The sequence below is a fragment of the Streptomyces mobaraensis NBRC 13819 = DSM 40847 genome, assembly GCF_017916255.1.
GTDB lineage: Bacteria > Actinomycetota > Actinomycetes > Streptomycetales > Streptomycetaceae > Streptomyces > Streptomyces mobaraensis.
Window position 1 is genome coordinate 1,716,985 of sequence record NZ_CP072827.1, and the last position, 26,252, is coordinate 1,743,236.

The window sequence follows — 26,252 nt, forward strand, 5'->3', positions numbered from 1 at the left end:
CGTTCACAGCGTCCTCGCTGTGTTTTTCAAAGGAACCTCATCCAGGACCACAAGGATCCGTGGACGGGGTTGTTTTATAGTCTGGCGTTGACTTTTGGCACGCTGTTGAGTTCTCAAGGAACGGACGCTTCCTTTGTACTCACCCGAGAGACTCTCTCAGGCTTTCCTCCGGGCGCTTCCCTTCGGTGTTTCCAACCTTACCAGATCCTTTTCCGTTCCGTTTCCGGCCCGGATTCGAAATCCGATCCCCTGTTGGCGGGGTGTCCACTACTTTAGCGGAATTTCCCGCCGGCTCTCAAATCGAGCCGCGAAGCCGGAATCCGGTACGCAAAAGCGCAACAGAAACCGGACCCCTTCGGGGATCCCTCGTCAGTAGTGGTGGTGCCGCCTACCGGTGCAGACGCTCACGGCGCTGCCCCCGTCTCCAGCGGCTCGGGCTACGTTAGGCGCTCGGGCGCCCGGAGTCAAGCACCGGTTCTCGGCTCGTCAGACGTCGCTGGTGGCGCGGTTCTTGCCGCGGTTGCGGGGGACGTGGGCCCGGTAGGGGCTCACCGTCGGGTCGCCGTCGATCCAGAAGCGCCAGGGGTGGACGGCTCCCTCACCGCCGACGCCCGTGCGGGGGCCGTTGCGGATGCGGTCGGTGAGGGCGGGGGTGCCCTGGAGGACGGAGAGAGGGGCCGTGGGGCCGGCGCAGATGTCGGTGCCGTTCAGGGTGCGGTCGACGTCGAGGGCGGTCGCGAGGCGGGCCGGGCCCTGGGCGAGGTCGCGGTCGTCGCGCGACTTCGGACGGCGGGCGCGGGCCAGGTCGTGGCCGGTGAGGATCTCGCCGGCGCGGAGCAGGACACCACTGGCCGTGCCCTCGGGGCCGCAGACCAGGTTGAGGCTGAACCACATGCCGTAGATGAAGTACACGTACGCGTGGCCCGGCGGGCCGAACATGGACGCGTTGCGCTCCGTCCGCCCCCGGTAGGCGTGCGAGCCGGGGTCCAGCTCGCCCGCGTATGCCTCCACCTCGGTGATGCGGAGCTCGATCGGCCCGTCGGGGCTGGTACGGACGAGGGTGCGCCCGAGCAGTTCGGGTGCGACCTCCAGTACGGGGCGGTCGAAGAAGGCGCGGTCGAGCGGGGTGCGGTGGTCGGAGGACGACATGCGGGCCGAGGGTACTGGACCGGACGGGCATGTGCCGGTCGGAGCGACGCCGTCCGGCCAGGTGGGGGCGGCGGCCGGGGCCGCCCTCCCCTCCTTCCGGCCCTGGCGGTCACGTCCGCAGGACGGCCATCGGGGTGTCCCGGTCGCGCCAGAAGGCGACCGCGTCGTCGAGGATCTCCGCCGCCGTCGCCGCCGTGTCCGGGGCGGCCGCGCGGAAGGCGTCCCAGTCCTCCGCGAGGAGCAGGTAGCCGCGGGGGTCGCCGTCCTTGCGCCACCAGGAGAGGTCCGTGAGGCAGTCGGCGAGGGCGTCCCAGTTGTGGCCGAACCAGCCGGGGAAGCCCAGGTCGGCGGCGCAGCGGTCGAGGAAGGCCGCCTTGCCGTCGATGTCGCGGAGGCCCAGGTGGGCGGCGTGCCAGCCGGCCTCGGCGGCGAGCTTCGCCGCGTGGGAGGGGGATTCGGTGGCGGGGAGCCGGTAGGTGCCCGGTGGGATCGTGCCGTCGAGGAGGCCGGGAACGCCGGGGGCGGGGAGTTCGCCGGTCGTGCCGGTCGTCATGGTTGCACCACCGCTTCGAATGTCTTGTAGTGATCGCCGGTGTAGTAGCGCTCGGAGTGGCTGCCGGTGACGATGCGGCGGGCGCCGCGGTTGCGGGCGTCCGGGGTCGGGACGGTGTACTCGTGGTAGTACCCGCGCTGTTGCTTGGGCAGCCGGTTCTCGTAGTTGCCGAAGACGGTCCCGTCCTTGGGGTACGGGAAGGGGCCTCCCTTCGCGATGAGTTCGAGGGTGCGCCGGGCCTCGGGGGGAAGCCTGTCCGGGGTGACGGTCTTCATGCCCTTGGCCCAGGCGGGCGTCGGGCCGGCGCCCCGGGTGCCGTCGCCGGCGGACCCGTGGGGCGATGTGGTCGCCTTCGAGGTTTTGCCGTGACTGCCGGACGAGCAGGCGGGGAGGAGGAACAGGGGCAGGGCGGCGAGGAGGGCCGTCAGGGCGCGCAGGGCACGGCCAGACGGTCGTCGTCCGCATCGTTGTGACACGTGGCGGGCCACATGTCGGAACACACGTCGAAGCACGCGCCTTATGGTCTCAGTCCGGACCGTCCCCGCCTCGCTAGGCTGGCGATTTCACGTATCCGCGCGTTTCCGGAGGTGTCACCGTGTCAGACGTGTCGTCCGCGTCGTCCGCGTCCCCTGCGCAGGACCGTCCGCCGCTCCCCCATGACTTCCTGCCGCCCGTGCCCTCGTTCACCGTGGTGAGCGACGACGTCCGGGCGGGGGCCCGGCTCGCCGACGCGCAGACGTTCGGCGGCGCCAACCGCTCGCCGCACCTGCGGTGGGAGGGGTTCCCGGAGGGGACCAAGAGCTTCGCCGTCACCTGCTTCGATCCTGACGCGCCGACGGGCAGCGGTTTCTGGCACTGGGTGCTGTTCGACATCCCGGCGGACGTCACCGAGCTGCCCGCCGGGGCGGGTGGCGGGGAGATGAAGGGGCTGCCCGCGGGCGCCGTGCACGTCCGGAACGACTACGGGACGCGTGACTTCGGCGGTGCCGCGCCGCCGCCCGGGGACGGTCCGCACCGCTACGTCTTCACCGTGTACGCCGTGGACCAGGAGAAGCTGGGTCCCGACGCGGACGCGTCCCCCGCCGTCGTCGGCTTCAACCTGCGCTTCCACACGCTGGCCCGGGCGCAGCTGATCGGTGAGCACGAGACGCCGGCGAACGGCTGACCCCGCGTCGTCGGTCCCGGTGGCGGTCGCCCTGCCCGGGCGGCCGGAAATTCCGTTGCGCGGTGTCCGCCGCGGCCCGCACAGTGGTGGGGGCCGACGGCTTCGCATGCGGCCGTCGGGCAGTGGGCACCGCAGTGGCGGGGAGGGTTCGAGCGCGTTCCGCGCCGGCCGTCTGCCGGAGTTCCGGGCGTGGGCCCGGAGCGGCCGCGTCCGCTGCCGTACGCTCCGGGCCCGGTTTCGACACGGGGGAAGGGCCCGGAGCGTCCCCGCCTGCCTTCCTTCTCCTCTTCTCCCCAACTGCCTTGTGACCTGCGGGAATTGCGTTGTCGCGGTCCTTCCCTCCCGGCACAGTTGAGCCATCTCCGCCACCGGGGCGGGGTGACGGCCGGGAGGTGGAACGGAATGCGGGAGACGCTGGTCCTGAACGCGAGCTTCGAGCCGCTGGCGACGGTGTCGCTGCGGCGCGCGGTGGTGCTCGTCCTGCAGGACAAGGCCGTTGTGGAACTGGCCCGCCCCGGTCTGCGCCTCCATTCGTCCGCGATGGAGCTGCCGGCGCCCCAAGTGATCAGGTTGCGCCGGTACGTACGGGTGCCGTTCCGAAGACGTGCGCCGTGGTCCCGCCGGGGGGTGCTGGCGCGCGACCGGCACCGGTGCGCGTACTGCGGGCGGCGGGCCACGACCGTGGACCATGTGCTGCCGCGGTCCCGTGGCGGCGGGGACACCTGGCTGAACACCGTCGCCGCCTGCGCCGAGGACAACCACCGCAAGGCGGACCGGACGCCGGAGCAGGCAGGGATGCGGCTGCTGCGGCGTCCCTTCGAACCGACGCCGTCCGACGCGCTGTTGCTGTCGGTGGGGGTGTACGACGGGGAGCGGCTGCCCGAGTGGCCGGCGGTCCCCGCCGCGTAGGCGATACCGAGGGGGCCCGCCGTGCGGCGGGCCCCCTCGGCGTCGCCGCCGCTGCTACTTCCGCAGCAGCAGTTGGGCGATGGCGACGACGCCCACCACGACGATGACGCCGCGCAGCATCTGCGGCCGCAGGCGGCGGGCGACGCGGGCGCCCAGTTGGCCGCCCAGGGTGGAGCCGGCGGCGATCAGCAGGACGGCAGTCCAGTCGATGTGGGCGACGAAGAGGAAGAAGAGGGCGGCGACGCCGTTGACGACGACGCCGAGGACGTTCTTGAGCGCGTTGACGCGCTGGAGGTCGTCGTCGAGGAGCAGGCCCATCAGGGAGAGGTAGAGGACGCCCTGGGCCGCGCCGAAGTAGCCGCCGTAGGCGCTGGCCAGGAGCAGGCCGAGGAGGAGGGCCACGCCGCCGTCGGCGTGCGGCCGGGTGCCGGCGCGTTCGCGGCGCCGGGCGAGGGCGCGGGCGAGGCGGGGCTGGAGGACGACGAGGACCAGCGCCAGGGCGATGAGGATGGGGACGATCGCGTCGAACGCCTTGGACGGCAGGGTGAGCAGCAGGGCCGCGCCGGTGAGGCCGCCGGCGAGGGCGACGAGGCCGAAGCGGATGATCCGGCCGCACTGGCCGCGGAGTTCGCGGCGGTAGCCGACGGCGCCGCTGATGTTGCCGGTGACGAGGCCGAGGGTGTTGGAGACGTTGGCGGTGACCGGCGGCAGTCCGGTGGCGAGGAGCACCGGGAAGGTGAACAGGGTTCCGGAGCCGACGATGGCGTTGATGGTGCCGGCCCCTATGCCGGCCGCGAAGACCGCGAGTGCTTCCCAGATGGACAAGGCCATCTCCTTAGATCGGTTGACGCCTCCCCGCCGTCAGAGGTCGGGGGGCCGCACCGATCATGCACGAGAACGGCCGGTGAAGCGATGATCGCGGAGGCCGTTCCGTGCGGGAGGCGGGATGTGCGCGGGGCGCGTCGCGTCAGTCGATCGGGGGCTGTTCGCGGCGCGGGCTCTCCTTGGCGCCGGCGGACTTGCCGCCACCGCCGCCGCCCATGGGGCCGAAGTTGCCGACGGCTCCGCTGAGGCCCTTGAGGGCGTCGCCGATCTCGCTGGGCACGATCCAGAGCTTGTTGGCGTCGCCTTCGGCGATCTTCGGGAGCATCTGGAGGTACTGGTAGGAGAGCAGCTTCTCGTCGGGGTCGCCGGCGTGGATGGACTCGAAGACCGTACGGATGGCCTGGGCCTCGCCCTCGGCGCGGAGCGCGGCGGCCTTGGCCTCGCCCTCGGCGCGGAGGATCGCGGACTGCTTCTCGCCCTCGGCGGTGAGGATCTGGGACTGGCGGATGCCCTCGGCGGTGAGGATGGCGGCGCGCTTGTCCCGGTCGGCGCGCATCTGCTTCTCCATCGAGTCCTGGATGGAGGTGGGCGGTTCGATCGCCTTGAGCTCGACGCGGTTGACGCGGATGCCCCACTTGCCGGTCGCCTCGTCGAGGACGCCGCGCAGCGCCGCGTTGATCTCCTCGCGGGAGGTGAGGGTGCGTTCCAGGTCCATGCCGCCGATGATGTTGCGGAGGGTGGTGACGGTGAGCTGCTCGATGGCCTGGATGAAGCTGGACACCTCGTAGGTCGCGGCGCGCGCGTCGGTCACCTGGTAGTAGATGACGGTGTCGATGTTGACGACGAGGTTGTCCTGGGTGATGACCGGCTGCGGCGGGAAGGGCACGACCTGTTCGCGGAGGTCGATGCGGTTGCGGATGGAGTCGATGAACGGGACGACGATGTTGAGGCCGGCGTTGAGCGTGCGGGTGTAGCGGCCGAAGCGCTCGACGATGGCGGCGCTGGCCTGTGGGATCACCTGCACCGTCTTCATGAGGGCGATGAAGACGAGCACCACCAGGATGATCAGGACGATGATGATCGCCATGTCGTGGCTCCTCGTGCCTTTCTCGTGGGTCGGCCGGCCGTCGCTCGGACGGGTCCGCGTGTTGGGGGAGTCTGTCAGAACCGGCGGTGCGGCGCAGGCGCCGGACCGGGATCGATCACATCGCCGTTCCCCCTCCGCCGCGGACGGCCGCCGGCCGCCGTACGGCCGCTGCCCGTACGGTCGTTGCCGGAGCGGTGCCCGCACCGGGCCCACCGGGCGGCCGTCTCACATGACCACCGCCGTCGCGCCGTCGATGTCGACGACGTCCACCTGCTCGCCCACCTCGAAGGTCCGCTCGCCGTCGAGGGAGCGGGCCGACCAGATCTCGCCCGCCAACTTGATGCGTCCGCCCCGGCCGTCCACCCGTTCCAGGACGACGGCCTGGCGCCCCTTCAGGGCGTCGATGCCCGAGGCGTGCGTGGGGCGGCCGGCGCGCTGCCGGTTGGCGATCGGCCGGACCACGGCGATCAGGGCGACGGAGACCACGGCGAAGACGATGAACTGCAGCACCGTGCCGCCCCCCAGGGCGTCGGTGACGGAGGCGGCGACGGCCCCGATCGCCAGCATGCCGAACTCCGGCATCGCGGTGACGACCAGGGGGATACCCAGTCCGACGGCGGCCACGAGCCACCACGCCCATGTGTTCACATGGTCATGGTAGGCGCGTGGGCGGGGTCACCGACAGGGCTCCTCGGTCCCCCGGGAGGGGGGACCGGGGGCGCGGGCGGGGTCAGGAGAGCGGCAGGCCATGGGCAGTCCAGCGGTCGCCGCGGCTCTCGACGACCAGCGGGAGGCCGAAGCACTTCGACAGGTTGCGGGAGGTGAGTTCGAGCTCGATGGGGCCGGCGGCGAGCACCTTGCCCTGACGGAGCATCAGGACGTGGGTGAAGCCGGGGGCGATCTCCTCGACGTGGTGGGTGACCATGATCATGGAGGGTGCGAGCGGGTCGCGGGCGAGCCGGCCGAGGCGGCGCACCAGGTCCTCGCGGCCGCCGAGGTCGAGGCCCGCGGCGGGCTCGTCCAGCATCAGCAGCTCGGGGTCGATCATCATCGCGCGGGCGATGAGGGTGCGCTTGCGCTCGCCCTCGGAGAGGGTGCCGAACTTGCGGTCCAGGTACTCGGTCATGCCGAGCACGTCGAGGAAGGCGCGGGCGCGCTGCTCGTCGACGGACTCGTAGTCCTCGTGCCAGGTGGCCGTCATGCCGTAGGCGGCGGTGAGCACCGTCTGCAGGACGGTCTGGCTGCGCGGCAGCTTGTCGGCCAGGCCGATGCCGGCGATGCCGATGCGCGGGCGCAGTTCGAAGACGTCCACGGCGCCGAGCTTCTCGCCGAGGATGCGGGCGGTGCCCTTGGTCGGGAACAGGTAGCTGGAGGCGACATTCAGGAGGGTGGTCTTGCCCGCGCCGTTGGGGCCGAGGATGACCCAGCGCTCCCCCTCCTTGACCGACCAGGAGACCTGGTCCACCAGAGCCCGGCCCTCGCGGACCACGGATACGTCCACCAGTTCCAGCACATCGCTCATGAGCGCGTTGTCTCCCATTGCAGTTCGTCGTCGCTGGCGCCTGTCGGCGCAGCCCCCAGGGAAAACCTACGCCACCGGCCGTCATCGCCGGTCCCTAGGCTGGGGCCCATGCTCGACGAACATCGATCGGGGCGGTTCACCGCCTGGGGAAATGCCCTTCTTGCCGGTTATGCCGCACCTGATGACGCTGCGCACCACATCACGGGGAGTGACGCGATCCACCGGGTGACCGGTCTGCCGGGCGAGTCCGGCCCGGTGGGGCTGACGCTGGCGCTGGGCCGGCTGCGCGCGCTGGGAGCCACCGGGCTGCGGCTGGCGCTGCCGGTGCCGGGGCATCCGCTGGGGCTGAGCGGGCCGCCGGAGTTCAACGCGCTCGCCCTGGAGGCGGAGGAGGCCGTGCTGGCCCCCGAGGCGGGGGTGGGGCTGGTGCCCGAGGTGCGGGCGGCGGGGTCCGGGCCGGACGCCGCCGACCTGCACGTGGAGGTCGTCTGGCGGTGCTCGCCGGTACGGGACGCGCCGCCCGCCGACGTGCCGTCGCTCGGCGAGGCGGAGCGGGAGCTGGCCGAGGCGCTGCGCGAGGCGACCGAGGCGCTGACGCGGCTCGACGTGGCGGGAGCGGGCCCGGCGGCCCGGGCCGCGCTGGAGGCCTACCGGGCGCGGGCCGAACGGGACCGCGCGATCCTGGCCCCCGGGTATCCGCAGCGCGCGGCCCGGGTGCTGGAGCTCGCGCAGCGGGTGGCCGCGCTGGTCTCCCTGGCGTCCGGGACGGGGGACGGCGGGAGCCATGAGCACGGCGGCGCGATGAGCGCGTCGGGGATCGCGGCCCGGGCGGCGGCGCTGCGGCCGGTGGAGTGGACGGCCCGGCGGGCGCTGGTGGCGGCGTACAACGCGCCGGTGGAGCGGCGGGAGCGCGGCCGGCCGTAGCGGGGGCGGGACGGGCCGGAGGACGGGCGGGGCCGGTCGCGGCCGGGAGGGGACCGGCCGTGGCCCGGACAGCGGGAGGCCCCGCGAACCGTGCTTGGGTTCTAGTGGTCGTCGCAACACCCCAGCTCAGGGGATGCGATGGACTTCAAGATCCGTGAGAGCCGCAGGGAACAGGGCCCACGGAAGCTGCACCGGGAACGGGAGGAATACTTCCGGCTCATGCAGCTGGGATTCGGTAACGCGGAGGCGAGCCGACGCGTAGGTGTCAACCCTCGGACCGGCCGTGAGTGGCGCAACGGCCGGCCCGAGGGCCGCAGGAAGCCGCCGAGGCTGCCCGCACACGCTGTGCGGGCGCCCTCGCTATCGTCCCGGTACCTGACCGAGACCGACCGGATCCACATCGCCGACCGGCTGCGGGAGAAGGCATCGGTGCGGGCGATCGCGGCCGAGCTGGGCCGCAGCCCCTCCACGGTCAGCCGCGAGATCCGCCGCAACCGCCACCCCGTGGGCGGGCAGTACCGTCCCCACGCTGCCCAGGCCCGCGCCGATGCCCGCCGGCCCCGCCCCAAGCAGGGGAAGATCGCCCGCAACCCGGCACTCCGGGACTTCATCCAGCGCCACCTGAGACGGCGGTGGAGCCCGGAACAGATCTGCAACGCTCTGCGGGCACAGTTCCCGAACCGGCCGGAGATGCACGTGGTCCACGAAACCGTCTACCAGGCCCTCTACATCCAAGGACGCGGCGAACTGCGCCGCGAAGTGGCCCGCTCCCTGCGAAGCGGCCGGGCCATGCGCAGGCCACAGCGCCAGGCCGCCTCGCGCCAGCCGCGCTTCACCCACCCCATGGTCATGATCAGCGAACGCCCCGCCGAGGCCGAGGACCGGGCGGTGCCCGGCCACTGGGAAGGCGACCTGATCATCGGCAAGGACAGCGGTTCCGCGATCGGCACCCTGGTCGAGCGCGCCACCCGCTACGTGATGCTGGTCCATCTGCCGGACGGCCGCGGTGCCGAGCAGGTCCGCGACGCGCTCCAGGAGACCGTGCAGCGGCTTCCCACCCACCTGAAACGGTCCCTGACCTGGGACCAGGGCAGCGAGATGGCCGCCCACCACGCTTTCACCATCGCCACTGATGTCCCGGTCTACTTCTGCGATCCCGCCAGCCCCTGGCAGCGCGGCTCGAACGAGAACACCAACGGCCTCCTGCGGCAGTACTTCCCCAAGGGCACCGACCTGTCCGCCCACAGCCGTGAAGACCTCGACGCCGTCGCAGCCGAACTCAACGGCCGCCCACGCAAAACGCTCGGCTGGGAAACCCCAGCCGAGCGCCTGCATAAACTGCTTGCGGCCTGATCAACACGACCACGTGTTGCAACGACCCCTAGAAACCGCCCGTGTGGTCCGCGGGGCCTTCCGGAGCGTCACTTGACGACGCAGACGTTCCCGAACGTCGGGTTCAGGATCCCGAGCAGGATGTCGACCGTGTTGCCGCAGGCGTTGATCGGGACGTCCAGGGGGATCTGGATGACGTTGCCCGAGATGACGCCGGGCGAGCCCTTGGCGATGCCGTGGGCGGTGGCGCCGTCGCTGTCGTGCGCGGCTGCGGTGCCGACAGAAGCGCCGACGGTAACGCCTGCCGCGGCCAGAACGAGGGCGGCCTTTTTGGCACTGTTCATGGGTGGCTTCCTTTGCTGGTGACCTCGCGACCCCGGTGACGGAGTCGCGCCCTGATGAACGTCACCACTCCGCCGACGGCACGCCGATCGTGGAGTTTGCCCTCATTCGGACGATTGATCACCCTTGACGGCCGGTCCCGCCGCGGCGGGACCGGCCGTCCGGAAGCGCCGGGAACGGCGCCGTCCGTCACCCGTCGGTTACTCGTTGACGCAGACGTTGCCGTGGGTGGGGTTCATCGAGCCGATCACGCTGATCGTGTTGCCGCAGAGGTTCACCGGGATGCTGACCGGCACCTGGACGACGTTGCCGGAGGCGACGCCGGGGCTGTTCTTGGCGATGCCCGCGGCGGCCGGGGCTCCCCCGTGGGCCGACGCGATGCCGGCACCGGCGAGGGCGAGACCGCCGGCCGCGATCGTGACGGCAGCGGCCTTCTTCATGTTCTTCACTCTTCGTCTGACCTTCCTGGAACGCTGCCACGGCCAGCCGCCGTGGCTACGTCATGGAAAACGGGCCGCCACCGAACGGGTTTCTGGGGTCTCCCGACAATCACACGACCGCATGAATCGATGGTCGGAATGAGACGTTCCGGTGGACGGCGCCCCCGCGGCGCGGTCAGTCGCCGATGCCGTGCCGGACCGCCCAGAGGGCCGCCTGCGTGCGGTCGGCGAGGTCGAGCTTCATCAGGATGTTCGAGACGTGCGTCTTGACCGTCTTCTCCGACAGCACCAGTGCCCGCGCGATCTCCCGGTTGGACCGGCCGTCGGCGATCAGGGCGAGGACCTCCCGCTCCCGCTCGGTCAGCGCGTTGCCCCGGCCCTGGGAGCCGCCCGTGTCCTCCTGCGCCAGCAGCGCGCCCGCCACCTCGGACTGCAGGAGGACGTGCCCGGCGTGCACGGACCGGATGGCGCCGGCGAGCGCGTCCGGATCCACGTCCTTGTACACGTAGCCCGCCGCGCCCGCCTTCAGCGCCGGGATCACCGTGCGCTGCTCGGTGAAGCTGGTGACGACCAGCACCCGGGCCGGGCTGTCCAGGGCGCGCAGCCTGCGCAGCGCCTCGATGCCGTCCGTGCCGGGCATCTTCACGTCCATGAGGATGACGTCGGGGCGCAGTTCCTCGGCGCGCGCCACGCCCTCCGCGCCGTCGCCGGCCTCCCCGACGACCTCGATGTCGTCCTGGATCTCCAGGAAGGTGCGCAGCCCCTTGCGCACCACCTGGTGGTCGTCGACCAGCAGCACCCGGATCGTCCGGCCGCTCGCGGTCCCCTGTTTCCCGTGCGGGTTCTCCTCAGCCACCGGGCACCTCCATCTCGATCGCGGTGCCCTCGCCGGGCTCCGAGTCCACGTTCAGCCTGCCGCCGACCCCGTTGGCCCGGTCGCGCATGGAGACCAGACCGAGATGCCGGCCGGCCCGCCGGACCGCGGAGGGGTCGAATCCGCTTCCGTCGTCGGCCACCCGCAGCACGGCGCCCTGACCGCGCCGGGCGAGGGTGACGTCGACGTGCTCGGCGCCGGAGTGGCGCAGGGCGTTGTGCAGCGCCTCCTGGGCGACCCGCAGCAGCGCCTCCTCCTGGGCGGCCGGCAGGGCCCGCATGCCGTGCGAGGTGAAGGAGACGTGCGCGGCGTGCGCCCGGTCGAGCACCTTGACCTGGGTGCGCAGGGTGGCGACGAGCCCGTCCTCGTCCAGTCCGGCCGGGCGCAGCTCGACGACGGCGGCGCGCAGCTCGTCGGTGGCCTCGGCGGCGAGCCGGGCGACCTGCTGGAGCTCGTCCTTGGCGCGGACCGGGTCGCGGTCCACCAGGGCGGTGACGGCCTGGGCGGTCAGGCGCAGGGAGAACAGCTTCTGCGCCACGGCGTCGTGCAGTTCGTGGGCGAGGCGGGCGCGCTCCCCGGCGATGGTCAGCTCGCGGCTTCGCTCGTAGAGCCGGGCGTTGGTCAGGGCGATGGCGGCGTGCTGGGCGAGGACCGAGAGCAGCTCCTCGTCCTCGTCGGTGAAGGCGCAGCCGCCCGGGGGGCACTTCCGCCCCTCCTTGTCGGCGAGGAAGAGGACGCCGAGGTTCTCGTCGCCGTCGGCGATCGGCATGCCGATGAAGTCCGACATGTCCGGGTGGGCGTCGGGCCAGCCGCCGAAGCGCGGGTCCTGGCGGACGTCGGGCAGCCGCTGCGGGGCCTTCTCCTGGAGCATCGCGGCGAGGATGCCGTGCTGGCGGGGCAGCGGGCCGATGGCCTTCCACTCCTCCTCGCTGACGCCGTCGACGACGAACTGGGCGAAGCCGCCGTGGTCGTCCGGCACCCCGAGGGCGGCGTACCGGGCGCCGAGCAGTTCACGGGCGGAGACGACGATGGTCTGGAGGACGTCGCGGACCTCCAGGTGTCTGCTCATCGCGAGGATCGCGGTGCTCACGGCGGGCAGGCCGGAGCGGGGGCCTTGGCTCATGCGGTCACCGTAACCGGCGGCGTCCGCGGGCGGATCGGACCGCCGGTGGCCGCGGGGTGGGCCCCGGGGCCTAGGCCGGAGGGCCCTGTCCCCGCCAGACTCGGTCCATGTCGACCTCAGTGCAGTGGACACCCACCCATGGCGAGCCCTACCGGCCGGTCCCCTACCGGCCCGCGCGGATGCCCGCCGAGGAGTCGCTCGCGCGCGCCGCGGAGCTGCGGGAGCGGATGGCGGACCGCAGGACCGTACGCCGGTTCTCGGCCGATCCGGTGCCGGAGCGCGTGGTGCGGGACGCGATCGCCTGCGCGGCCACGGCGCCGTCCGGGGCGCACCAGCAGCCGTGGACGTTCGTCCTGGTGAAGGACCCCGAGGTACGGGCGCGGATCCGGGCGGCGGCCGAGGAGGAGGAGCGCGTCTCGTACGCCGGGCGGCTCGGCGAGGAGTGGCTGGCGGCGCTGCGTCCGCTGGGCACGGACGAGGTGAAGCCGCATCTGACGGACGCGCCGGCGCTGATCGTGGTCTTCCAGCAGCGGTACTGGCTGGGGCCGGACGGGGAGCGGCGCAAGCACTACTACGTGGACGAGTCGGTGGGCATCGCGGTCGGGATGCTGCTGTCGGCGCTGCACCTGTCGGGGCTGGCGGCGCTGGTGCACACGCCGAGTCCGATGCGCTTCCTGGGGGAGGTGCTGGGGCGGCCGGTGAACGAGAAGGCGTTCGCGGTGATCCCGGTGGGGTATCCGGCGGACGACTGCCAGGTGCCGGACCTGGTGCGGAAGAGCCTTGACCAGGTGCTGGTGGAGGTCTGACCGGCCGGCCGGGAACCCCGCCCGACGGGTGCCTGAAAACCTCGTACACACCGTGCGGAGGCGGTCACACCGAGTGTGAGGGGGCGCTGCTCGGTGTGACGCCGCGCATAGGACGCACATCACCTACGACATCCGGTAGTGGAGACCTAAAAGCGCCGTAAGAGGGGGGCTGAGCGGGTGCGGGGCGCTTTCCGGCGGACCGCGCCCGGAGTACCGACAACGAAGTCGGATAGTACGTCACACCTTTGCCAGCGCATTTTGCAGCCGCTAACAATTGCCCCGTCGCAGGGCGCCGTAGATCGAGAAACGGCGCTTCATCCGCGCCGATCCGGGCCACTGCGACTCACGCGATTGGAAGAGGTTCAGCACAGTCATGCGCTCCACCATCTCCGGCTATAGCCGTCTCACCAAGGTCCACAAGTTCTCCGCCGCGGGCATCGCCGCGGCCGGCCTGGCGGCGGTGGCGCTCGCCGTCGTCCCGAGCGGCTCCACCGAGGGTGAGCAGCAGGCCGCGATCGGCGTGAAGCCCGTCGCGTGGAACGCCAAGGCGTTCGGCACCGAGGCCCAGCGCGACGAGCTGGTGAAGCAGTCCGACACCGCCGCCGGCAAGGCCCGCGCGGAGGCGGAGGCCAAGAAGAAGGCCGCCGCCGAGGCGAAGGCCAAGGCGGAGAAGGAGCGCGCCGAGAAGGAGGCCGCGAGCCGGTCCGCCGCGCGCCAGCCGGTCAAGGCCGCGCCCGCCGCGCCGGCCAAGACCGCCGCCCCGGCGCCGAAGACCTACGCGAACAACCTCGACGGCTGGATCCGCGAGGCCCTGGACATCATGAAGGCCAAGGGCATCCCGGGCACCTACGACGGCATCTACCGCAACATCATGCGGGAGTCGACGGGCAACCCGCAGGCCATCAACAACTGGGACTCGAACGCCGCCGCGGGCATCCCCTCCAAGGGCCTGCTCCAGGTGATCGACCCGACCTTCAAGGCGTACCACGTCGACGGCACCTCCTGGGACATCTACGACCCGGTCGCCAACATCACCGCCGCCTGCAACTACGCGGCCGCGGTCTACGGCTCGATGGACAACGTCAACTCGGCTTACTGAGCCGGTCGCTGACGGCACAGCGGTCGCCGGTACGGGATAAACAGAAGGGCGGCGACATCCGGGATTCCGGATGTCGCCGCCCTTTTTGCCGTCGCAATTCACAAGACGGCGCTCTCTGATTCCCGGCCGATTTCCCGGGCCGATTCCGGGTTACTTCCGCATGACCTCGGGCTCGTGCCGGCGCAGCAGTCGCGCGACCGCGAAGCCGCAGGCGACGCCGAGCGCGAGGAGGACGAACAGGTCGATGCCCCACTGGCTGACCGTGTGCGCCCAGAGCGGGTCGAGGTTGGACGGGTTGTTCTTGTCGAAGGGGGCCATGAGGTGGGCGAGGTCCAGGGTGGCGCCCGCGGCGCCGATGGCCCAGCGGGAGGGCATCAGCCAGGCCACCTGCTCGACGCCCGGGGCGTCGTAGACCTTGAACATGATGCCGGTGAAGACGACCTGGACGATCGCGAACATCACCAGCAGCGGCATGGTCTTCTCCGCGGTCTTCACCAGGGAGGAGATCACCAGGCCGATCATCATGGACGTGAAGCCCAGCGCGATGATCACCAGGCAGAGCTCGGCGGCCGGGAGCGCCTTGAGGATCAGGCCCTCCGTGGGCAGCTTCCGGACGGAGAAGCCGATGGCGCAGATGATCACGCCCTGCAGCGCGGTGATCGCGCCCAGCACGATGACCTTGGACATCAGATAGGCGGACCGGGAGAGGCCGACCGCCCGTTCCCGCTCGTAGATCACCCGTTCCTTGATGAGCTCACGGACGGAGTTGGCGGCCCCGGAGAAGCACATGCCGACCGCGAGGATCAGCATGATCGTGCCGGCGTCCTGGTTGTGGCCCTTGGGCGGCGCCGAGAGTCCGAAGTCGGACGGGATCACACAGCTCACGCCGCCGAGGACGGCAGGCAGGATCAGCATCAGGCCCATGAAGCCGCGGTCGGAGGCGATGACCGAGACGTAGCGGCGCATCAGCGTCCACAGCTGGGAGCCCCAGCTCTGGGCCTTGGGCGGCCGGACCATCTGCGGCTGGACGTGCACCGACTGCGGGGCGACGGCGTCGATGTCCGCGGCGTACATCTGGTAGTGCTGCGAGCCCTTCCAGCGGCCCGCCCAGTCGTAGTCGCGGTAGTTCTCGAACGCCGAGAAGACGTCCGCCCAGGTCTCGTAGCCGAAGAAGTTGAGCGCCTCCTCGGGCGGGCCGAAGTAGGCGACGGAGCCGCCGGGGGCCATGACCAGCAGCTTGTCGCAGAGGGCCAGCTCGGCGACGGAGTGGGTGACCACCAGGACCGTACGGCCGTCGTCGGCGAGGCCGCGCAGCAGCTGCATCACGTCGCGGTCCATGCCCGGGTCGAGGCCCGAGGTGGGCTCGTCCAGGAAGATCAGTGACGGCTTGGTCAGCAGCTCCAGGGCGACGGAGACGCGCTTGCGCTGGCCGCCGGAGAGGGAGGTGACCTTCTTGTCCTTGTGGACGTCGAGCTTGAGCTCGCGGAGCACCTCGTCGATGCGGGCCTCGCGCTCGGCGGGCGCGGTGTCGCCGGGGAAGCGGAGCTTGGCGGCGTAGCGGAGCGCCTTCCGGACGGTGAGCTCCTTGTGCAGGATGTCGTCCTGCGGGACCAGACCGATGCGCTGCCGCAGCTCGGCGAACTGCTTGTACAGGTTCCGGTTGTCGTAGAGGACGTCGCCCTGGTTGGCGGGCCGGTAGCCGGTCAGCGCCTTGAGCAGGGTGGACTTGCCGGAGCCGGACGGGCCGATGACGGCGATCAGCGACTTCTCGGGGACGCCGAAGGAGACGTCCTTGAGGATCTGCTTGCCGCCGTCCACGGTGACGGTCAGGTGGCGGGCCGAGAAGGAGACGTCGCCGGTGTCGACGAACTCCTCCAGGCGGTCGCCGACCAGCCGGAACGTGGAGTGACCGACGCCGACGATGTCCTGGGGGCCGATGATCTGCTGCCGGACCGGCTGGCCGTTGACGTAGGTGCCGTTGTGGCTGCCCAGGTCGACGATCTCGAAGCGGCCGTCGGGCGTGGCCCGGAACTCGGCGTGGTACCGGGAGACCTGGAGGTCGGCGACGACCAGCTCGTTCTCCAGGGCACGACCGATGCGCATCACCCGGCCCTGGGCGAGCTGGTGGAACGTCGTCGGGCTGCGGTCGCCGTAGACGGGCGGGGCGCCGGCCCCCGCGCCCTGGGGCGGCCGGCCCTGCTCCGGCGAGGACGCCTGGTGCGGGATGTGCGGCTGAGCCTGCTGCGCGTGCGGGGCTTGGGCCTGCTGCTGGTGCTGCCCTTGCTGTGCCTGCTGTGCCTGCTGTGCCTGCTGCGCTTGTTGCCAGGGCGCCTGGGCGGCGGCCTGCGGCTGCTGCCAGCCGCCGTGGGGCTGCTGGTACTGCGGGTGCTGCTGGTACTGCTGGGGTCCGCCGTGCTGGGGCTGCTGCCACATGCCGGGGGCCTGCTGCTGCGCCGGGGCCGCGTGTCCGGGCTGGGCCGCCAGCGCGGTCTGCGCGCTGTACAGGTCACCGGCGGGCGGCGCGGCGGCGCCGGCGGCGCTCAGCCGCGGGCCGTCGGTCGCGTTGCCCAGGTGGACGACCGAGCCGGGGCCGATCTCCACCTGGTGGACCCGCTGCCCCTGCGCGTAGGTGCCGTTGGTGCTGCCCTGGTCCTCGAGCACCCAACTGCGGCCGTCCCAGCGGACGATGGCATGGCGCCACGAGACCCTGGCGTCCTCCAGCACCATGTCGCCCTGCGGATCGCGTCCGAGGGTGTACGACCGGGACGGGTCGAGCGTCCAGGTCTGTCCATTCAATTCCAGTACGAGTTCAGGCACTCCATGCCCCACTACTTGTCCCCCGATGTACCCCCTGCACAGGGAGTCTAGGGATGGCGAACATCGGGAGGAACTATTTCAGGCACAGTCCCCCGATCGAAAGTCGGGGATTGGCGCCCCCCGCTTTCCGAGCGCCGTTGACGGGCCGGAAACACCACCGGAGAGTGGTAATCACCCACGGCCGCCCGGGAGTCACTCACCCCCGGGGCCGGGGGCCGGGGCGGGGACGGACCGGGGGGCCGTGATGACCATCACCAGCGGACGGCGCCCGGCGCGGGGCGTCCACATGATCGTCTTCGCGGTGGCGGGGGTGGGCTGGGCGTTCCTCGCCATGGCGGGGGTGGCGGCGCTGGGGCTGCACCTGCTGGGCGCGGACGCGGCCGGTGAGCTGGGGCCGATGACGGCCGCGGTGACCGTTCTCGCGGTGGGCGGGTCCGTCGAGCCGTCGGGGGCGCTGGAGGCGTTCGGGATCCGGGGCGCCGACGCGCACACCGCCATCGAGCTGACGCCGTTGGGTGTGAGCCTGGTGGGGGCGCTGGTGCTGGGCTGGTCGTTCGCCCGGTCGCTGCGGGCGGCGGGGCCGGTGGTCGGCGGCCGTGAACTCGCCTTGCGCGCCGGGGCGGTGGCCTCGGTGTTCCTGCTGCTGCTCGGCGGACTGGCCTGGGCCGGCTCGTCCACCCTCACCTTCCAGGGGGAAGGGCTCGGCCTCGGCGACGCGGCGAAGAACGGGCCGAAGCTGGAGATTCCCGGTGTCGGCGACATCGGGGACATCGGAGGAATAGGGGGCGGCCTCGCCGACCGGCTGGCCGACCTCGCCCGGGCCAAGGCGGACGTCGGATTCTCCGTACGCACCGGGCCCTCCCTGCTGGGCGGCGCGCTCTGGGTGGCGGCCGTGCTGCTGGTCGCCGTACTCGCCGCGCGCCGGTCACCGCTGCCGCGCGGCGCCGGCGCCCTCCACCGGACGGTACGGCCGGCGGCCTCGGCGCTGGTCACCGTCCTCGTCCTGGCCGTCGCCGCCGGGTGGGCCGCGGCGCTGGTCGCCGCGGTCGGCGACGACCACCCCCGGCGGGTGGCCGGCGGCGCGCTGCTCGGGGCGCCGAACGGGGTGTGGCTCGGGCTGCCCCTCGGCCTCTTCGTCCCCTGGCACGGCCGGGCCGCGGGAACGCTGACCAAGGTCCTCCCCTCCCCGTTCGACGAGCTGCTGGCCGGGGGCACCGACCGGCAGATCACCGTGGGCCGGCTGGCGGAGTACGACGGGCGGGTGTGGCTGCTGGCGGTCGGGTGCGCGGTGGCCCTGCTCCTGGCCGGGGTGCTCACGGCGGTGCGGACGCCTCGGGGGGCTTCGCACGGGGCTTCTCCGGGGGTTTTCCCGGGGGCTTCTCCGGGAGCGCGGGGCGCGGTGGCGTACGCGGTGCGGTGCGGGCTCGCGCTGGGCGCGGTGACGGCCGCGGCGCTGCCGCTGCTCGTCCTGGCGACGCGGGTGAAGGCGGACGCCGGGCTTTCGGTGCTGGGCGTCGACGCGGTGGGCGCCGGGCTCGACCTGCGGGGGAACGGGCTCCTCGCGGCAGTCCTCGGAGCGGCGTGGGGCCTGGCGGCCGGGACGGTGGGCGGGCTGCTCGCGTGCGCCACGGGGGCGGCGGGGCGGGGGGCCGTGGCGTACGCGCGGGAAGGGCGAGGAGAACGCGTAGGACGAGGAGGCCGAGAAGAAGGGGACGGGTGGGGGCAGGGAGGGGCAGCACCGGTATCGGGAGGGGCGGGGAGGCCGGGCGCGGGATACGACGGCTCGGGGTATGGCGGCTCGGGGTATGGCGGCTCGGGGTATGGGCACCCGGCCGGTGGGACGGCGGGTGGAGGCGCGGGCGGTTCGGGCGGCGGAGCGGACGGCGGAGCGGACGGCGGGGGCGGAGGCGGCGGGGGCGCGGGAGGTTCCGCCGGTGGGGGTGGGGACGACGTGCCCGGGCCGCACCGGCCGTCGCCCGGCTACCGTCCGGCGCGGGACGACACCAATCCCTATCTGCGCCCGGAGCCCCGGCCCCGGCCGGGTACTCCGCCGGGCCCCCGGGTCGACCCCTCGGCCACCACCTCGACCGGGCCCGCGGCCGACCCGTCCCCCGGTGCCCGGCGCGGGCCGCGGCCCGCGCCGCCGCAGGAGCGTCCCCGCCGTCCGTACGGGAGCCCGCCGCCGCCTCCGCCGCCGCCACCGCCCGCACCCCGGGGGTGGCCGGGACCGGACGGCCGGCCGCCGCGCGGGTAGCGGTGCGGTGAACAGTCGTCCCGCGGTCCGCCTCCCCCTGCGACCGCCTCACGGGCACCGGATACGGTAGAAGGACCATGAGCGCACCGTTGCCCCCGCCCGTCACCCCCGCCGCCGGTGACGACGTGCCCACCCTCCTCGTCAAGATCTTCGGGAAGGACCGGCCGGGCATCACCGCCGGTCTCTTCGACACGCTCGCCGCCTACGCGGTCGACGTCGTCGACATCGAACAGGTCGTCACCCGAGGCCGGATCACCCTCTGCGCGCTGGTCACCGCGCCCGCCGGAGGTGCCGCGGCCGAGGGCGGCCTGCGGTCGACCGTGCACAGCTGGGCCGAGTCCATGCACCTCCAGACGGAGATCATCTCGGGTCGCGGCGACAACAGGCCGCGTGGCACGGGCCGTTCCCACGTCACGGTGCTGGGACACCCGCTCACCGCCGAGTCCACGGCCGCCATCGCCGCCCGTATCACCGGCACCGGCGGCAATATCGACCGTATCTTCCGTCTCGCCAAGTACCCCGTGACGGCCGTGGAGTTCGCGGTCTCCGGCGCCGAGACGGAGGCGTTGCGCACCGCGCTGGCGATAGAGGCGGCGAAGCTCGGGGTGGACGTCGCCGTCGTGGCCGCCGGGTTGCAGCGGCGGGCGCAGCGCCTGGTGGTGATGGACGTCGACTCGACGCTGATCCAGGACGAGGTCATCGAGCTGTTCGCGGCCCACGCGGGCTGTGAGGCCGAGGTGGCCGAGGTGACCGCGCGGGCGATGCGCGGCGAGCTGGACTTCGAACAGTCGTTGCACGCGCGGGTGGCGCTCCTGGAGGGCCTGCCCGAGTCGGTGGTGGACAAGGTACGCGCGGAGGTGCGGCTGACGCCCGGCGCCCGGACCCTGATCCGCACCCTGAAGCGGCTGGGGTTCCAGGTGGGCGTGGTGTCCGGGGGGTTCACCCAGGTCACCGACGACCTGCGGGAGCGGCTGGGGCTGGACTTCGCCTCGGCCAACACCCTGGAGATCGTGGACGGCAGGCTGACCGGCCGGGTCACCGGCGAGATCGTGGACCGGGCGGGCAAGGCGCGACTGCTGCGCCGGTTCGCCGCCGAGGCCGGAGTGCCGCTCTCCCAGACGGTCGCGATCGGTGACGGCGCCAACGACCTCGACATGCTCAACGCGGCCGGCCTGGGCGTCGCGTTCAACGCCAAGCCGGTGGTCCGGGAGGCGGCGCACACGGCGGTGAACGTGCCGTTCCTGGACACGGTGCTGTACCTGCTGGGCGTCACCCGTGAAGAGGTCGAGGCGGCGAACACGCACGAGTGACGCCGGGACGGCGACGGGTGACGCGTCGGCTGACACGTCGGCGCCACCCGCCCGCTCGTCGGGGACCTCTTTCCGGCTCGTCAGGCGTGCGGCGCCCTCGTCAGGCGTGCGGCGCCCAGAAGGCGACCAGTCGGCCGACCCCGTGCTCGACGCTCTTCCACGAACCGGTGAAGCTGATCACCGCGATGGCCGAAGTGGGGTACCCCGAGCGGTTCATCCGGGCCAGCAGGTCGCCGTCGGCCTCGCCCGACAGGGCGTCCGCCAGGGCGTGCATGCCCGGGTTGTGTCCCACCACGACGAGGTCGCCCACCTCGTCGGACACCTCGTTGAGCAGGGCGATCAGCTCGCCGAGGGATGCCTCGTAGAGCCGCTCCTCGTACACCGTCCGGGGGCGCTGGGGCAGCTCGGAGACGGCGAGCTTCCAGGTCTCGCGGGTGCGGGCCGCTGTCGAGCACAGGGCCAGGTCGGGGACGACACCCGAACCGGCGAGCCAGCGGCCCGCGGCGGGAGCGTCCTTGCGCCCGCGGTCGGCGAGCGGTCGCTCGTGGTCGTCGACGTCGGACCATTCGGCCTTGGCGTGGCGGAAGAGGACGATCCTGCGGGTCATGTCGGCGCTCATGCCGTCCAGCTTCGCATGAAACCAGCCGTGAGGCGCGGGGTGTTGGGAGGCTTGCCCTCCTCGGGGTAACGCTTCACGATATCCAGCCGTCCAGGGTGTGCCGGACGACGCGGACGACCTGCGCGACGGCGCTCTGCGACGCCGTCCCGTCGCCCTCCGCCGCCGGGGCCGCGGACGCCTCCGGAACGGGCAGGGCCAGCAGGGCGAAGAGCGCGGTGAAGGCCAGGGCGGGCAGGACCGCGGCCCACCACGGCAGGCGGGTCTGCGCGGCGCCTCGGGTGCGGGTGTGCCTGCCGGCGGGCATGGTCTCCTCCGTGGATGTCTCGGCGCACCGCCGCGTCGCGGTGCACTACGAATCTACGGAGCGGGACCCCTGAGATCCCATCCGGGAAACCACCCACTCTTCCCGGAGGCAGACCCCCTAGGGGACGGGGGTTAACCCCACCCTCCAGGGTGGGGCGGAGGAGAGAAGAGCGCGTCGGCCGAGCCCGGCCGGCCGGCGGTCGGGCGCCGGCCGGGCCTTGGCCGAGCGGGTCGGGCGGCGATCAGCCGGCGGCGATCGTCGCGATGATGCCGATGACGACGGTGATGCCGAGCATCGCGCCGAGGATGGCCAGGAGCGTCTTCTGGCCGTTCTGGGGGTTGGGTTCGAGGACGGGCATGGCACCAGTGTCGCAGCCGCCGCGCCCGGCCGGGCACCGGGGTGGGGCGTGGCGCACCACCGCCCGGCCGGGGGCCGGCCGGGCCGGACGTACCGGGTCCGCGGCGGATCAGCGGATCCGGAACTCGTCCTCGACGCTCCGGTTCCGGCCGGCCAGCACCCCGGCGACGGCCTGCGGGACCATCAGCGCGGCCAGCAGGGCGATCGGCAGGCCCCAGCCGCCGGTCTGCTGGTAGAGCCGGCCCACCAGCAGCGGCCCGGGAATGGAGATCAGGTATCCGACGCTCTGGGCGAAGGCGGACAGCCGGACGACCCCGGCGCCGGTCCGCGCACGCATCCCGATCATCGTCAGGGCCAGCGGGAAGGAGCTGTTGGCGATGCCGAGCAGCACCGCCCAGGCCCAGGAGCCGCCCACCGGGGCGAGCCACAGCCCGGTGTACCCCGCCAGACCGCAGGCGACCAGCGCGACGACGAGGGGGCCCTGGTTCCGCAGCCGGGCCGCGAGGCGCGGCAGCAGGAAGGAGAACGGGACGCCCATCAGCATCGTCACCGCCGCCAGCAGTCCGGCGGTCGAGGCCGAGACGCCCGCGTCGCGGAAGATCTGGGGCATCCAGCCCATGGTGATGTACGCGCCGGTGGCCTGGAGGCCGAAGAAGACCGCCAGGGCCCAGGCGGTGGGGCTGCTGGTGATGCGCGGGGCGCGCGCGTCGTCGGCGTCGGCGCTTCGGGGGGCGTGCGCGCCGTGCGGGGCGGCGTTCGGGGTGGTCGCTTCGGCGCGTTCCGCACCCTTTGGCGCGGTCCCGGTGACCGGGCGCTCGGACGTGGTTCCGGTGGCCGCGCCCTCTGACGCGATCCCGCCGGACGGACGATCCGGCACGGTTCCAGCGACCGCCGCCTCCCGCGCGGCGCGTTCCGGCCGTTCGCCCGGACGGCGGGAGATGACCGCCCAGGGCAGCGCGGCGGCCAGGGCGAGCAGCGCCCACACGGCGAGGCCCGGCCGCCAGCCGCCGCCCATCGCGTCCGCCAGCGGCACCGTGCCGGCCGCGGTGATGGCCGCGCCGCCGGTGAGGGCCATGGAGTACAGGCCCGTCATCGGGCCGACGCGGTCCGGGAACCAGCGCTTCACCACGACCGGCATCAGCACGTTGCCCACCGCGATACCGGCCAGCGCCAGCGCGCTGAGCAGCAGGAACCCCGCGACGCCACCCGCGAACGGGCGGAGCGCCAGCCCGGTGGCGACGGCCGCGAGACCGGCGCAGACGACGGCCGCCGGGCCCCAGCGGCGGGCCAGCCGGGGGGCGGCGGGGCCGAGGACCGCGAAGCAGAGGGAGGGGATGGAGGTGAGCAGTCCGGCGACGGTGCCGTTCATGCCGAGCCCGTCCCGCACCTCCTCCATGAGGGCGCCGAGGCTGGTGACGGCCGGCCGGAGGTTGAGGGCCGCCAGCACCAGGCCGAGGGCGAGGAACCGCCGCGGCCAGGGCGAAGCGGCCGCCCGCGCGGTCCCTGTCACGATGCGGTGGGGCGTCCCCTCGGAAAGGGGCTTCTCTTCGAGGAGGGGCGTCTCCTCGGAGGCCGTGGCCGTCGTGGGCTCCTTGCCTGCTGCTGAACCTGTCATACAGGCAATCATAGAATCATGGGATGAATTGAACGGAGGGCTATGCCACTGACCTCGCCCCACAAGGCCCCCTTGGTCGATCAGGTCATCACACAACTGCGGACCCAGATCACGTCCGGTGAATGGCCGGTCGGCTCCCGCATCCCCACCGAGCCGGAACTCGTCGAACGGCTCGGCGTCGCCCGCAACACCGTCCGGGAGGCGGTGCGCGCCCTCGCGCACAACGGGCTGCTCGCGATCCGGCAGGGCTCCGGCACCTACGTCGTCGCCACCAGCGAACTCGCCGGCGTGATGAGCCGGCGCTTCGCCCGGGCCGATCCGCGGCACGTCGCCGAGCTGCGCAGCGCCCTGGAGACGAAGGCCGCCGCGCTGGCCGCGGAGCGGCGGACCGACGCGGACCTGCGCCAACTCGAGCTCCTGCTGGAGCGCCGGGCGACCGCCTGGCGCTCGGGGGATCTGGAACGGTTCGTCGAGGCCGACGCCACGTTCCACACCACCGTCGTCGCCGCCGCGCACAACGAGGTGCTGGCCGCCCTCTACGCCGATCTCGGTTTCGTCGTACGGGAGTTCCTGCGCGCGGACGTCGGTACCGAGCCGCGGCCTCGGGCGCTGACCGATCACGGGCGGCTCGTCGAGGCGATCCGGGCCGGGGACGCGGTGGCCGCGGCGGCGGAGGCGAGCGAGCATCCGTACGTGTCGCGGGAGGAGCGTGGCGGTCAGCCCGGCGCGTGACTCACCCACGCCTCACGTATGCGCAGCCAGCAGCGCTGGGAGAGGGTGACGTGGCGGAGGGGGTCCACGGTCGCGGGGGCCGTGTCCATGGCCGGGTCCCACCAATGGGCGCAGCGGAGGTGCAGCTGGACGCGGTCGGGGGTGGCGTTGCCGTTGTAGCAGTCCGCTGTGGCGTGGGAGTTGCGGACGCGGGTGTGACACTCGGCTGGTGCGGGCGGGGTGGGGGCGGCGGACGCCGGCTCGGGGGTGGCCAGGGTCGTCGCCATCAGGAGTAGGGCTGCGGCTCTTGCCGCGGTGCGTATCACTGCCGTACCTCCTCCCACGTGGTGGTGCGGTTCTCTTCAGTGTGGGGGTGGACGGCCTGGTTCTCGACTCGGGGCTGCGCCCCGGGGGGTGCCCCGGCCCCTCCCCCAGAGGGGGCACTCCCAACGGGCTGGCAAAAAGGGCCGCGGTCCGGTTTCCCGGACCGCGGCCCTCTCCACGCGCGGAGCTACGCCGAAGCGTCAGGCACCCATCATGTGCACGCCGCCGTCGACGTGCACGATCTCGCCCGTCGTGCGCGGGAAGAAGTCCGACAGCATGCCGACGACGCCGCGGCCGGCCGGCTCCGGGTCGGCCAGGTCCCAGCCGATGGGGGCGCGGTGGTTCCAGACGTCCGCGAGCTCCTCGAAGCCCGGGATGGACTTGGCGGCCATCGACTTGATCGGGCCGGCCGAGACCAGGTTGCAGCGGATGCCCTTGGGGCCCAGGTCACGGGCGAGGTAGCGGTTGGTGCCCTCCAGGGCCGCCTTGGCCACGCCCATCCAGTCGTACTTCGGCCAGGCGATCTGCGCGTCGAAGGTGAGGCCGACGATGGAGGCGCCCTCGCGCATCAGCGGCAGCAGGGCCATGGCCAGCGACTTGTAGGAGTACGCCGAGACCTGGACGGCCGTGGAGACGTCCTCCCAGGTGGCCTCGAGGAAGTTGAAGGCGCCCTGGGGGCCGAAGGCGATGGAGTGCACGATGCCGTCGAGGGGCACGTCGTCGCCGATGTGCTCGCGCACCTTGGCGGCGAGGCCGTCGAGGTGCTCCTGGTTGGTGACGTCCAGCTCGATCACCGGCGCGGGCTTCGGGAGCCGCTTGGCGATGCGCTCGACCAGGGAGAGCCGGCCGAAGCCGGTCAGGATGACCTCGGCGCCCTCGTTCTGGGCCACCTTGGCGGCCTGGAAGGCGATCGACTGCTCGGTGAGGACACCCGTGACCAGGATGCGCTTGCCTGCGAGGATTCCACTCATGGCGATCAGTGACCCATGCCCAATCCGCCGTCGACAGGAATGACGGCTCCGGTGATGTATGCGGCCTCTTCGGAGGCGAGGAAGCGGACCGAGGCGGCGATCTCCTCGGGCTGCGCGTAGCGGCCCAGCGGAACGTTGGCCACGATCCCCGCGCGCTGCTCGTCGCTGAGCACGCGCGTCATGTCGGTGTCCACGAAACCGGGGGCGACGACGTTGACGGTGATGTTCCGGGAACCCAGCTCGCGGGCGACGGAGCGGGCGAAGCCGATGAGGCCGGCCTTGGACGCCGCGTAGTTCGCCTGCCCGGCCGAGCCCAGCATGCCCACCACGGAGGAGATCAGCACCACGCGGCCCTTGCGGGCGCGGAGCATGGGCCGGGAGGCGCGCTTGACGACGCGGAACGTCCCGGTGAGGTTGGTCTCCACGACCGAGGCGAAGTCCTCCTCGGACATGCGGAGCAGCAGCTGGTCGCGGGTGACGCCGGCGTTGGCCACCAGCACCTCGACCGCGCCCTGCTTCTCCTCGATCTCCTTGAACGCCTGCTCGACCTGCTCCGGGTCCGTGATGTCGCACTTGACGGCCAGGCACCCCTGATCCAAGAGCGCGGCCGGGGGTTCGCCCGAGCGGTAGGTGACGGCGACCTTGTCGCCCGCGTCGGCGAACGCGCGCGCGATGGCGAGGCCGATGCCCCGGTTTCCTCCGGTGACGAGAACCGAGCGGCTCAAAGGATCACCCTTCCGTTGACGAATCCGTACAGGGACGGAGCTGGACTACATGAACGTATCGGTAGAGGTCGCCGGGGCGACAATCGGGCACTGAC

General features: G+C 72.5%; 28 protein-coding genes. 9 read left to right on the forward strand and 19 right to left on the reverse strand.

The annotated features are described in order from the left end of the window. Positions 1 to 486: 486 nt before the first annotated feature. The 3 genes from J7W19_RS06835 to J7W19_RS06845 form a co-directional block, all read right to left on the reverse strand. A complete protein-coding gene (locus tag J7W19_RS06835; protein ID WP_004955496.1) occupies positions 487 to 1,149 on the reverse strand; it encodes a DNA-3-methyladenine glycosylase in 663 nt (220 codons plus the stop codon). 109 nt (positions 1,150 to 1,258) lie between these two features. Beyond that, positions 1,259 to 1,702 carry a barstar family protein gene (locus J7W19_RS06840; protein WP_004955494.1) on the reverse strand — a complete coding sequence of 148 codons (444 nt, stop codon included), beginning with the start codon at positions 1,700 to 1,702 and terminating at the stop codon, positions 1,259 to 1,261. Beyond that, on the reverse strand, positions 1,699 to 2,178 hold the full coding sequence (locus J7W19_RS06845) for a guanyl-specific ribonuclease (RefSeq protein WP_051072781.1): 480 nt from the start codon (positions 2,176 to 2,178) through the stop codon (positions 1,699 to 1,701). The genes J7W19_RS06840 and J7W19_RS06845 overlap by 4 nt, the downstream gene beginning before the upstream one ends. A 128-nt stretch (positions 2,179 to 2,306) precedes the next feature. Here J7W19_RS06845 and J7W19_RS06850 point away from each other — a divergent pair, with 128 nt between their 5' ends. Continuing rightward, complete coding sequence (locus J7W19_RS06850) at positions 2,307 to 2,867, forward strand: YbhB/YbcL family Raf kinase inhibitor-like protein (protein WP_004955490.1); 561 nt, start codon at positions 2,307 to 2,309, stop codon at positions 2,865 to 2,867. Positions 2,868 to 3,269: 402 nt separating this feature from the next. Further along, entirely contained in the window at positions 3,270 to 3,776 is a 507-nt protein-coding gene (locus J7W19_RS06855) for an HNH endonuclease (RefSeq protein WP_004955488.1), read from the forward strand. A gap of 54 nt (positions 3,777 to 3,830) precedes the next feature. On the opposite strand, the gene J7W19_RS06860 is transcribed toward J7W19_RS06855, so the two are convergent. The 4 genes from J7W19_RS06860 to J7W19_RS06875 form a co-directional block, all read right to left on the reverse strand. Further along, positions 3,831 to 4,601 (reverse strand): sulfite exporter TauE/SafE family protein, encoded by a 771-nt coding sequence (locus J7W19_RS06860; RefSeq protein ID WP_004955486.1) that lies wholly within the window; start codon positions 4,599 to 4,601, stop codon positions 3,831 to 3,833. 142 nt (positions 4,602 to 4,743) lie between these two features. Further along, positions 4,744 to 5,688 (reverse strand): SPFH domain-containing protein, encoded by a 945-nt coding sequence (locus J7W19_RS06865; protein WP_004955485.1) that lies wholly within the window; start codon positions 5,686 to 5,688, stop codon positions 4,744 to 4,746. A 225-nt stretch (positions 5,689 to 5,913) separates the two neighbouring features. After that, complete coding sequence (locus tag J7W19_RS06870) at positions 5,914 to 6,336, reverse strand: NfeD family protein (protein WP_040892740.1); 423 nt, start codon at positions 6,334 to 6,336, stop codon at positions 5,914 to 5,916. A gap of 82 nt (positions 6,337 to 6,418) precedes the next feature. After that, on the reverse strand, positions 6,419 to 7,228 hold the full coding sequence (locus J7W19_RS06875; protein WP_040892738.1) for an ABC transporter ATP-binding protein: 810 nt from the start codon (positions 7,226 to 7,228) through the stop codon (positions 6,419 to 6,421). Between the two features lie 90 nt (positions 7,229 to 7,318). On the opposite strand from J7W19_RS06875, the gene J7W19_RS06880 reads away from it, so the two are divergent. Further along, positions 7,319 to 8,134, forward strand: a complete 816-nt coding sequence (locus J7W19_RS06880; protein ID WP_004955478.1) for a hypothetical protein — start codon at positions 7,319 to 7,321, stop codon at positions 8,132 to 8,134. 138 nt (positions 8,135 to 8,272) lie between these two features. After that, positions 8,273 to 9,487, forward strand: a complete 1,215-nt coding sequence (locus J7W19_RS06885; RefSeq protein WP_004956531.1) for an IS30 family transposase — start codon at positions 8,273 to 8,275, stop codon at positions 9,485 to 9,487. A 68-nt stretch (positions 9,488 to 9,555) separates the two neighbouring features. On the opposite strand, the gene J7W19_RS06890 is transcribed toward J7W19_RS06885, so the two are convergent. From J7W19_RS06890 to J7W19_RS06905, 4 genes are all read right to left on the reverse strand, one after another. After that, positions 9,556 to 9,810, reverse strand: a complete 255-nt coding sequence (locus J7W19_RS06890; protein WP_004949874.1) for a chaplin — start codon at positions 9,808 to 9,810, stop codon at positions 9,556 to 9,558. A gap of 198 nt (positions 9,811 to 10,008) precedes the next feature. After that, entirely contained in the window at positions 10,009 to 10,257 is a 249-nt protein-coding gene (locus J7W19_RS06895) for a chaplin (protein ID WP_040891334.1), read from the reverse strand. Between the two features lie 166 nt (positions 10,258 to 10,423). Beyond that, complete coding sequence (locus J7W19_RS06900) at positions 10,424 to 11,104, reverse strand: response regulator (RefSeq protein WP_004949878.1); 681 nt, start codon at positions 11,102 to 11,104, stop codon at positions 10,424 to 10,426. After that, positions 11,097 to 12,245: a GAF domain-containing sensor histidine kinase gene (locus J7W19_RS06905; RefSeq protein WP_004949880.1), complete on the reverse strand. Its 1,149-nt coding sequence runs from the start codon at positions 12,243 to 12,245 to the stop codon at positions 11,097 to 11,099. The genes J7W19_RS06900 and J7W19_RS06905 overlap by 8 nt, the downstream gene beginning before the upstream one ends. Before the next feature lie 107 nt (positions 12,246 to 12,352). Between J7W19_RS06905 and J7W19_RS06910 the strand changes: the two genes are divergently transcribed. After that, a complete protein-coding gene (locus J7W19_RS06910; protein ID WP_051072686.1) occupies positions 12,353 to 13,051 on the forward strand; it encodes a nitroreductase family protein in 699 nt (232 codons plus the stop codon). Positions 13,052 to 13,424: 373 nt separating this feature from the next. After that, positions 13,425 to 14,150, forward strand: a complete 726-nt coding sequence (locus tag J7W19_RS06915) for a transglycosylase SLT domain-containing protein (RefSeq protein WP_004949884.1) — start codon at positions 13,425 to 13,427, stop codon at positions 14,148 to 14,150. Positions 14,151 to 14,300: 150 nt separating this feature from the next. Here the strand turns inward: J7W19_RS06915 and J7W19_RS06920 are convergent, their stop codons facing one another. After that, the gene (locus J7W19_RS06920; protein ID WP_420877662.1) at positions 14,301 to 16,967 is read right to left on the reverse strand and encodes an ABC transporter ATP-binding protein/permease; all 2,667 of its coding nucleotides are present in this window, start codon (positions 16,965 to 16,967) and stop codon (positions 14,301 to 14,303) included. A gap of 244 nt (positions 16,968 to 17,211) precedes the next feature. On the opposite strand from J7W19_RS06920, the gene J7W19_RS06925 reads away from it, so the two are divergent. Both J7W19_RS06925 and serB read left to right on the forward strand, forming a co-directional pair. Next, the gene (locus J7W19_RS06925) at positions 17,212 to 19,221 is read left to right on the forward strand and encodes a streptophobe family protein (protein ID WP_004949889.1); all 2,010 of its coding nucleotides are present in this window, start codon (positions 17,212 to 17,214) and stop codon (positions 19,219 to 19,221) included. 77 nt (positions 19,222 to 19,298) lie between these two features. Beyond that, positions 19,299 to 20,531 (forward strand): phosphoserine phosphatase SerB, encoded by a 1,233-nt coding sequence (serB, locus tag J7W19_RS06930; protein ID WP_040891337.1) that lies wholly within the window; start codon positions 19,299 to 19,301, stop codon positions 20,529 to 20,531. 100 nt (positions 20,532 to 20,631) lie between these two features. On the opposite strand, the gene J7W19_RS06935 is transcribed toward serB, so the two are convergent. The 4 genes from J7W19_RS06935 to J7W19_RS06945 all read right to left on the reverse strand — a co-directional run bounded on the left by J7W19_RS06935 (position 20,632) and on the right by J7W19_RS06945 (position 23,426). Continuing rightward, a complete protein-coding gene (locus tag J7W19_RS06935; RefSeq protein WP_004949892.1) occupies positions 20,632 to 21,150 on the reverse strand; it encodes a SixA phosphatase family protein in 519 nt (172 codons plus the stop codon). Positions 21,151 to 21,223: 73 nt separating this feature from the next. Beyond that, positions 21,224 to 21,454: a hypothetical protein gene (locus tag J7W19_RS06940; protein ID WP_004949894.1), complete on the reverse strand. Its 231-nt coding sequence runs from the start codon at positions 21,452 to 21,454 to the stop codon at positions 21,224 to 21,226. Positions 21,455 to 21,695: 241 nt separating this feature from the next. Further along, on the reverse strand, positions 21,696 to 21,812 hold the full coding sequence (locus J7W19_RS33415; protein ID WP_004949896.1) for an SGM_5486 family transporter-associated protein: 117 nt from the start codon (positions 21,810 to 21,812) through the stop codon (positions 21,696 to 21,698). 108 nt (positions 21,813 to 21,920) lie between these two features. Next, the gene (locus J7W19_RS06945; RefSeq protein ID WP_078588158.1) at positions 21,921 to 23,426 is read right to left on the reverse strand and encodes a CynX/NimT family MFS transporter; all 1,506 of its coding nucleotides are present in this window, start codon (positions 23,424 to 23,426) and stop codon (positions 21,921 to 21,923) included. Positions 23,427 to 23,468: 42 nt separating this feature from the next. Between J7W19_RS06945 and J7W19_RS06950 the strand changes: the two genes are divergently transcribed. Continuing rightward, entirely contained in the window at positions 23,469 to 24,158 is a 690-nt protein-coding gene (locus J7W19_RS06950) for a FadR/GntR family transcriptional regulator (protein WP_004949900.1), read from the forward strand. Here J7W19_RS06950 and J7W19_RS06955 read toward each other — a convergent pair. The 3 genes from J7W19_RS06955 to fabG all read right to left on the reverse strand — a co-directional run bounded on the left by J7W19_RS06955 (position 24,143) and on the right by fabG (position 26,157). Further along, positions 24,143 to 24,424: a hypothetical protein gene (locus tag J7W19_RS06955; RefSeq protein WP_004949901.1), complete on the reverse strand. Its 282-nt coding sequence runs from the start codon at positions 24,422 to 24,424 to the stop codon at positions 24,143 to 24,145. The two genes, J7W19_RS06950 and J7W19_RS06955, sit on opposite strands and share 16 nt — an antisense overlap. 237 nt (positions 24,425 to 24,661) lie before the next feature. After that, positions 24,662 to 25,432 (reverse strand): enoyl-ACP reductase FabI, encoded by a 771-nt coding sequence (fabI, locus tag J7W19_RS06960; RefSeq protein ID WP_004949904.1) that lies wholly within the window; start codon positions 25,430 to 25,432, stop codon positions 24,662 to 24,664. 5 nt (positions 25,433 to 25,437) lie between these two features. Beyond that, the gene (fabG, locus tag J7W19_RS06965) at positions 25,438 to 26,157 is read right to left on the reverse strand and encodes a 3-oxoacyl-[acyl-carrier-protein] reductase (RefSeq protein WP_004949905.1); all 720 of its coding nucleotides are present in this window, start codon (positions 26,155 to 26,157) and stop codon (positions 25,438 to 25,440) included. Between the last annotated feature and the right edge of the window lie 95 nt (positions 26,158 to 26,252).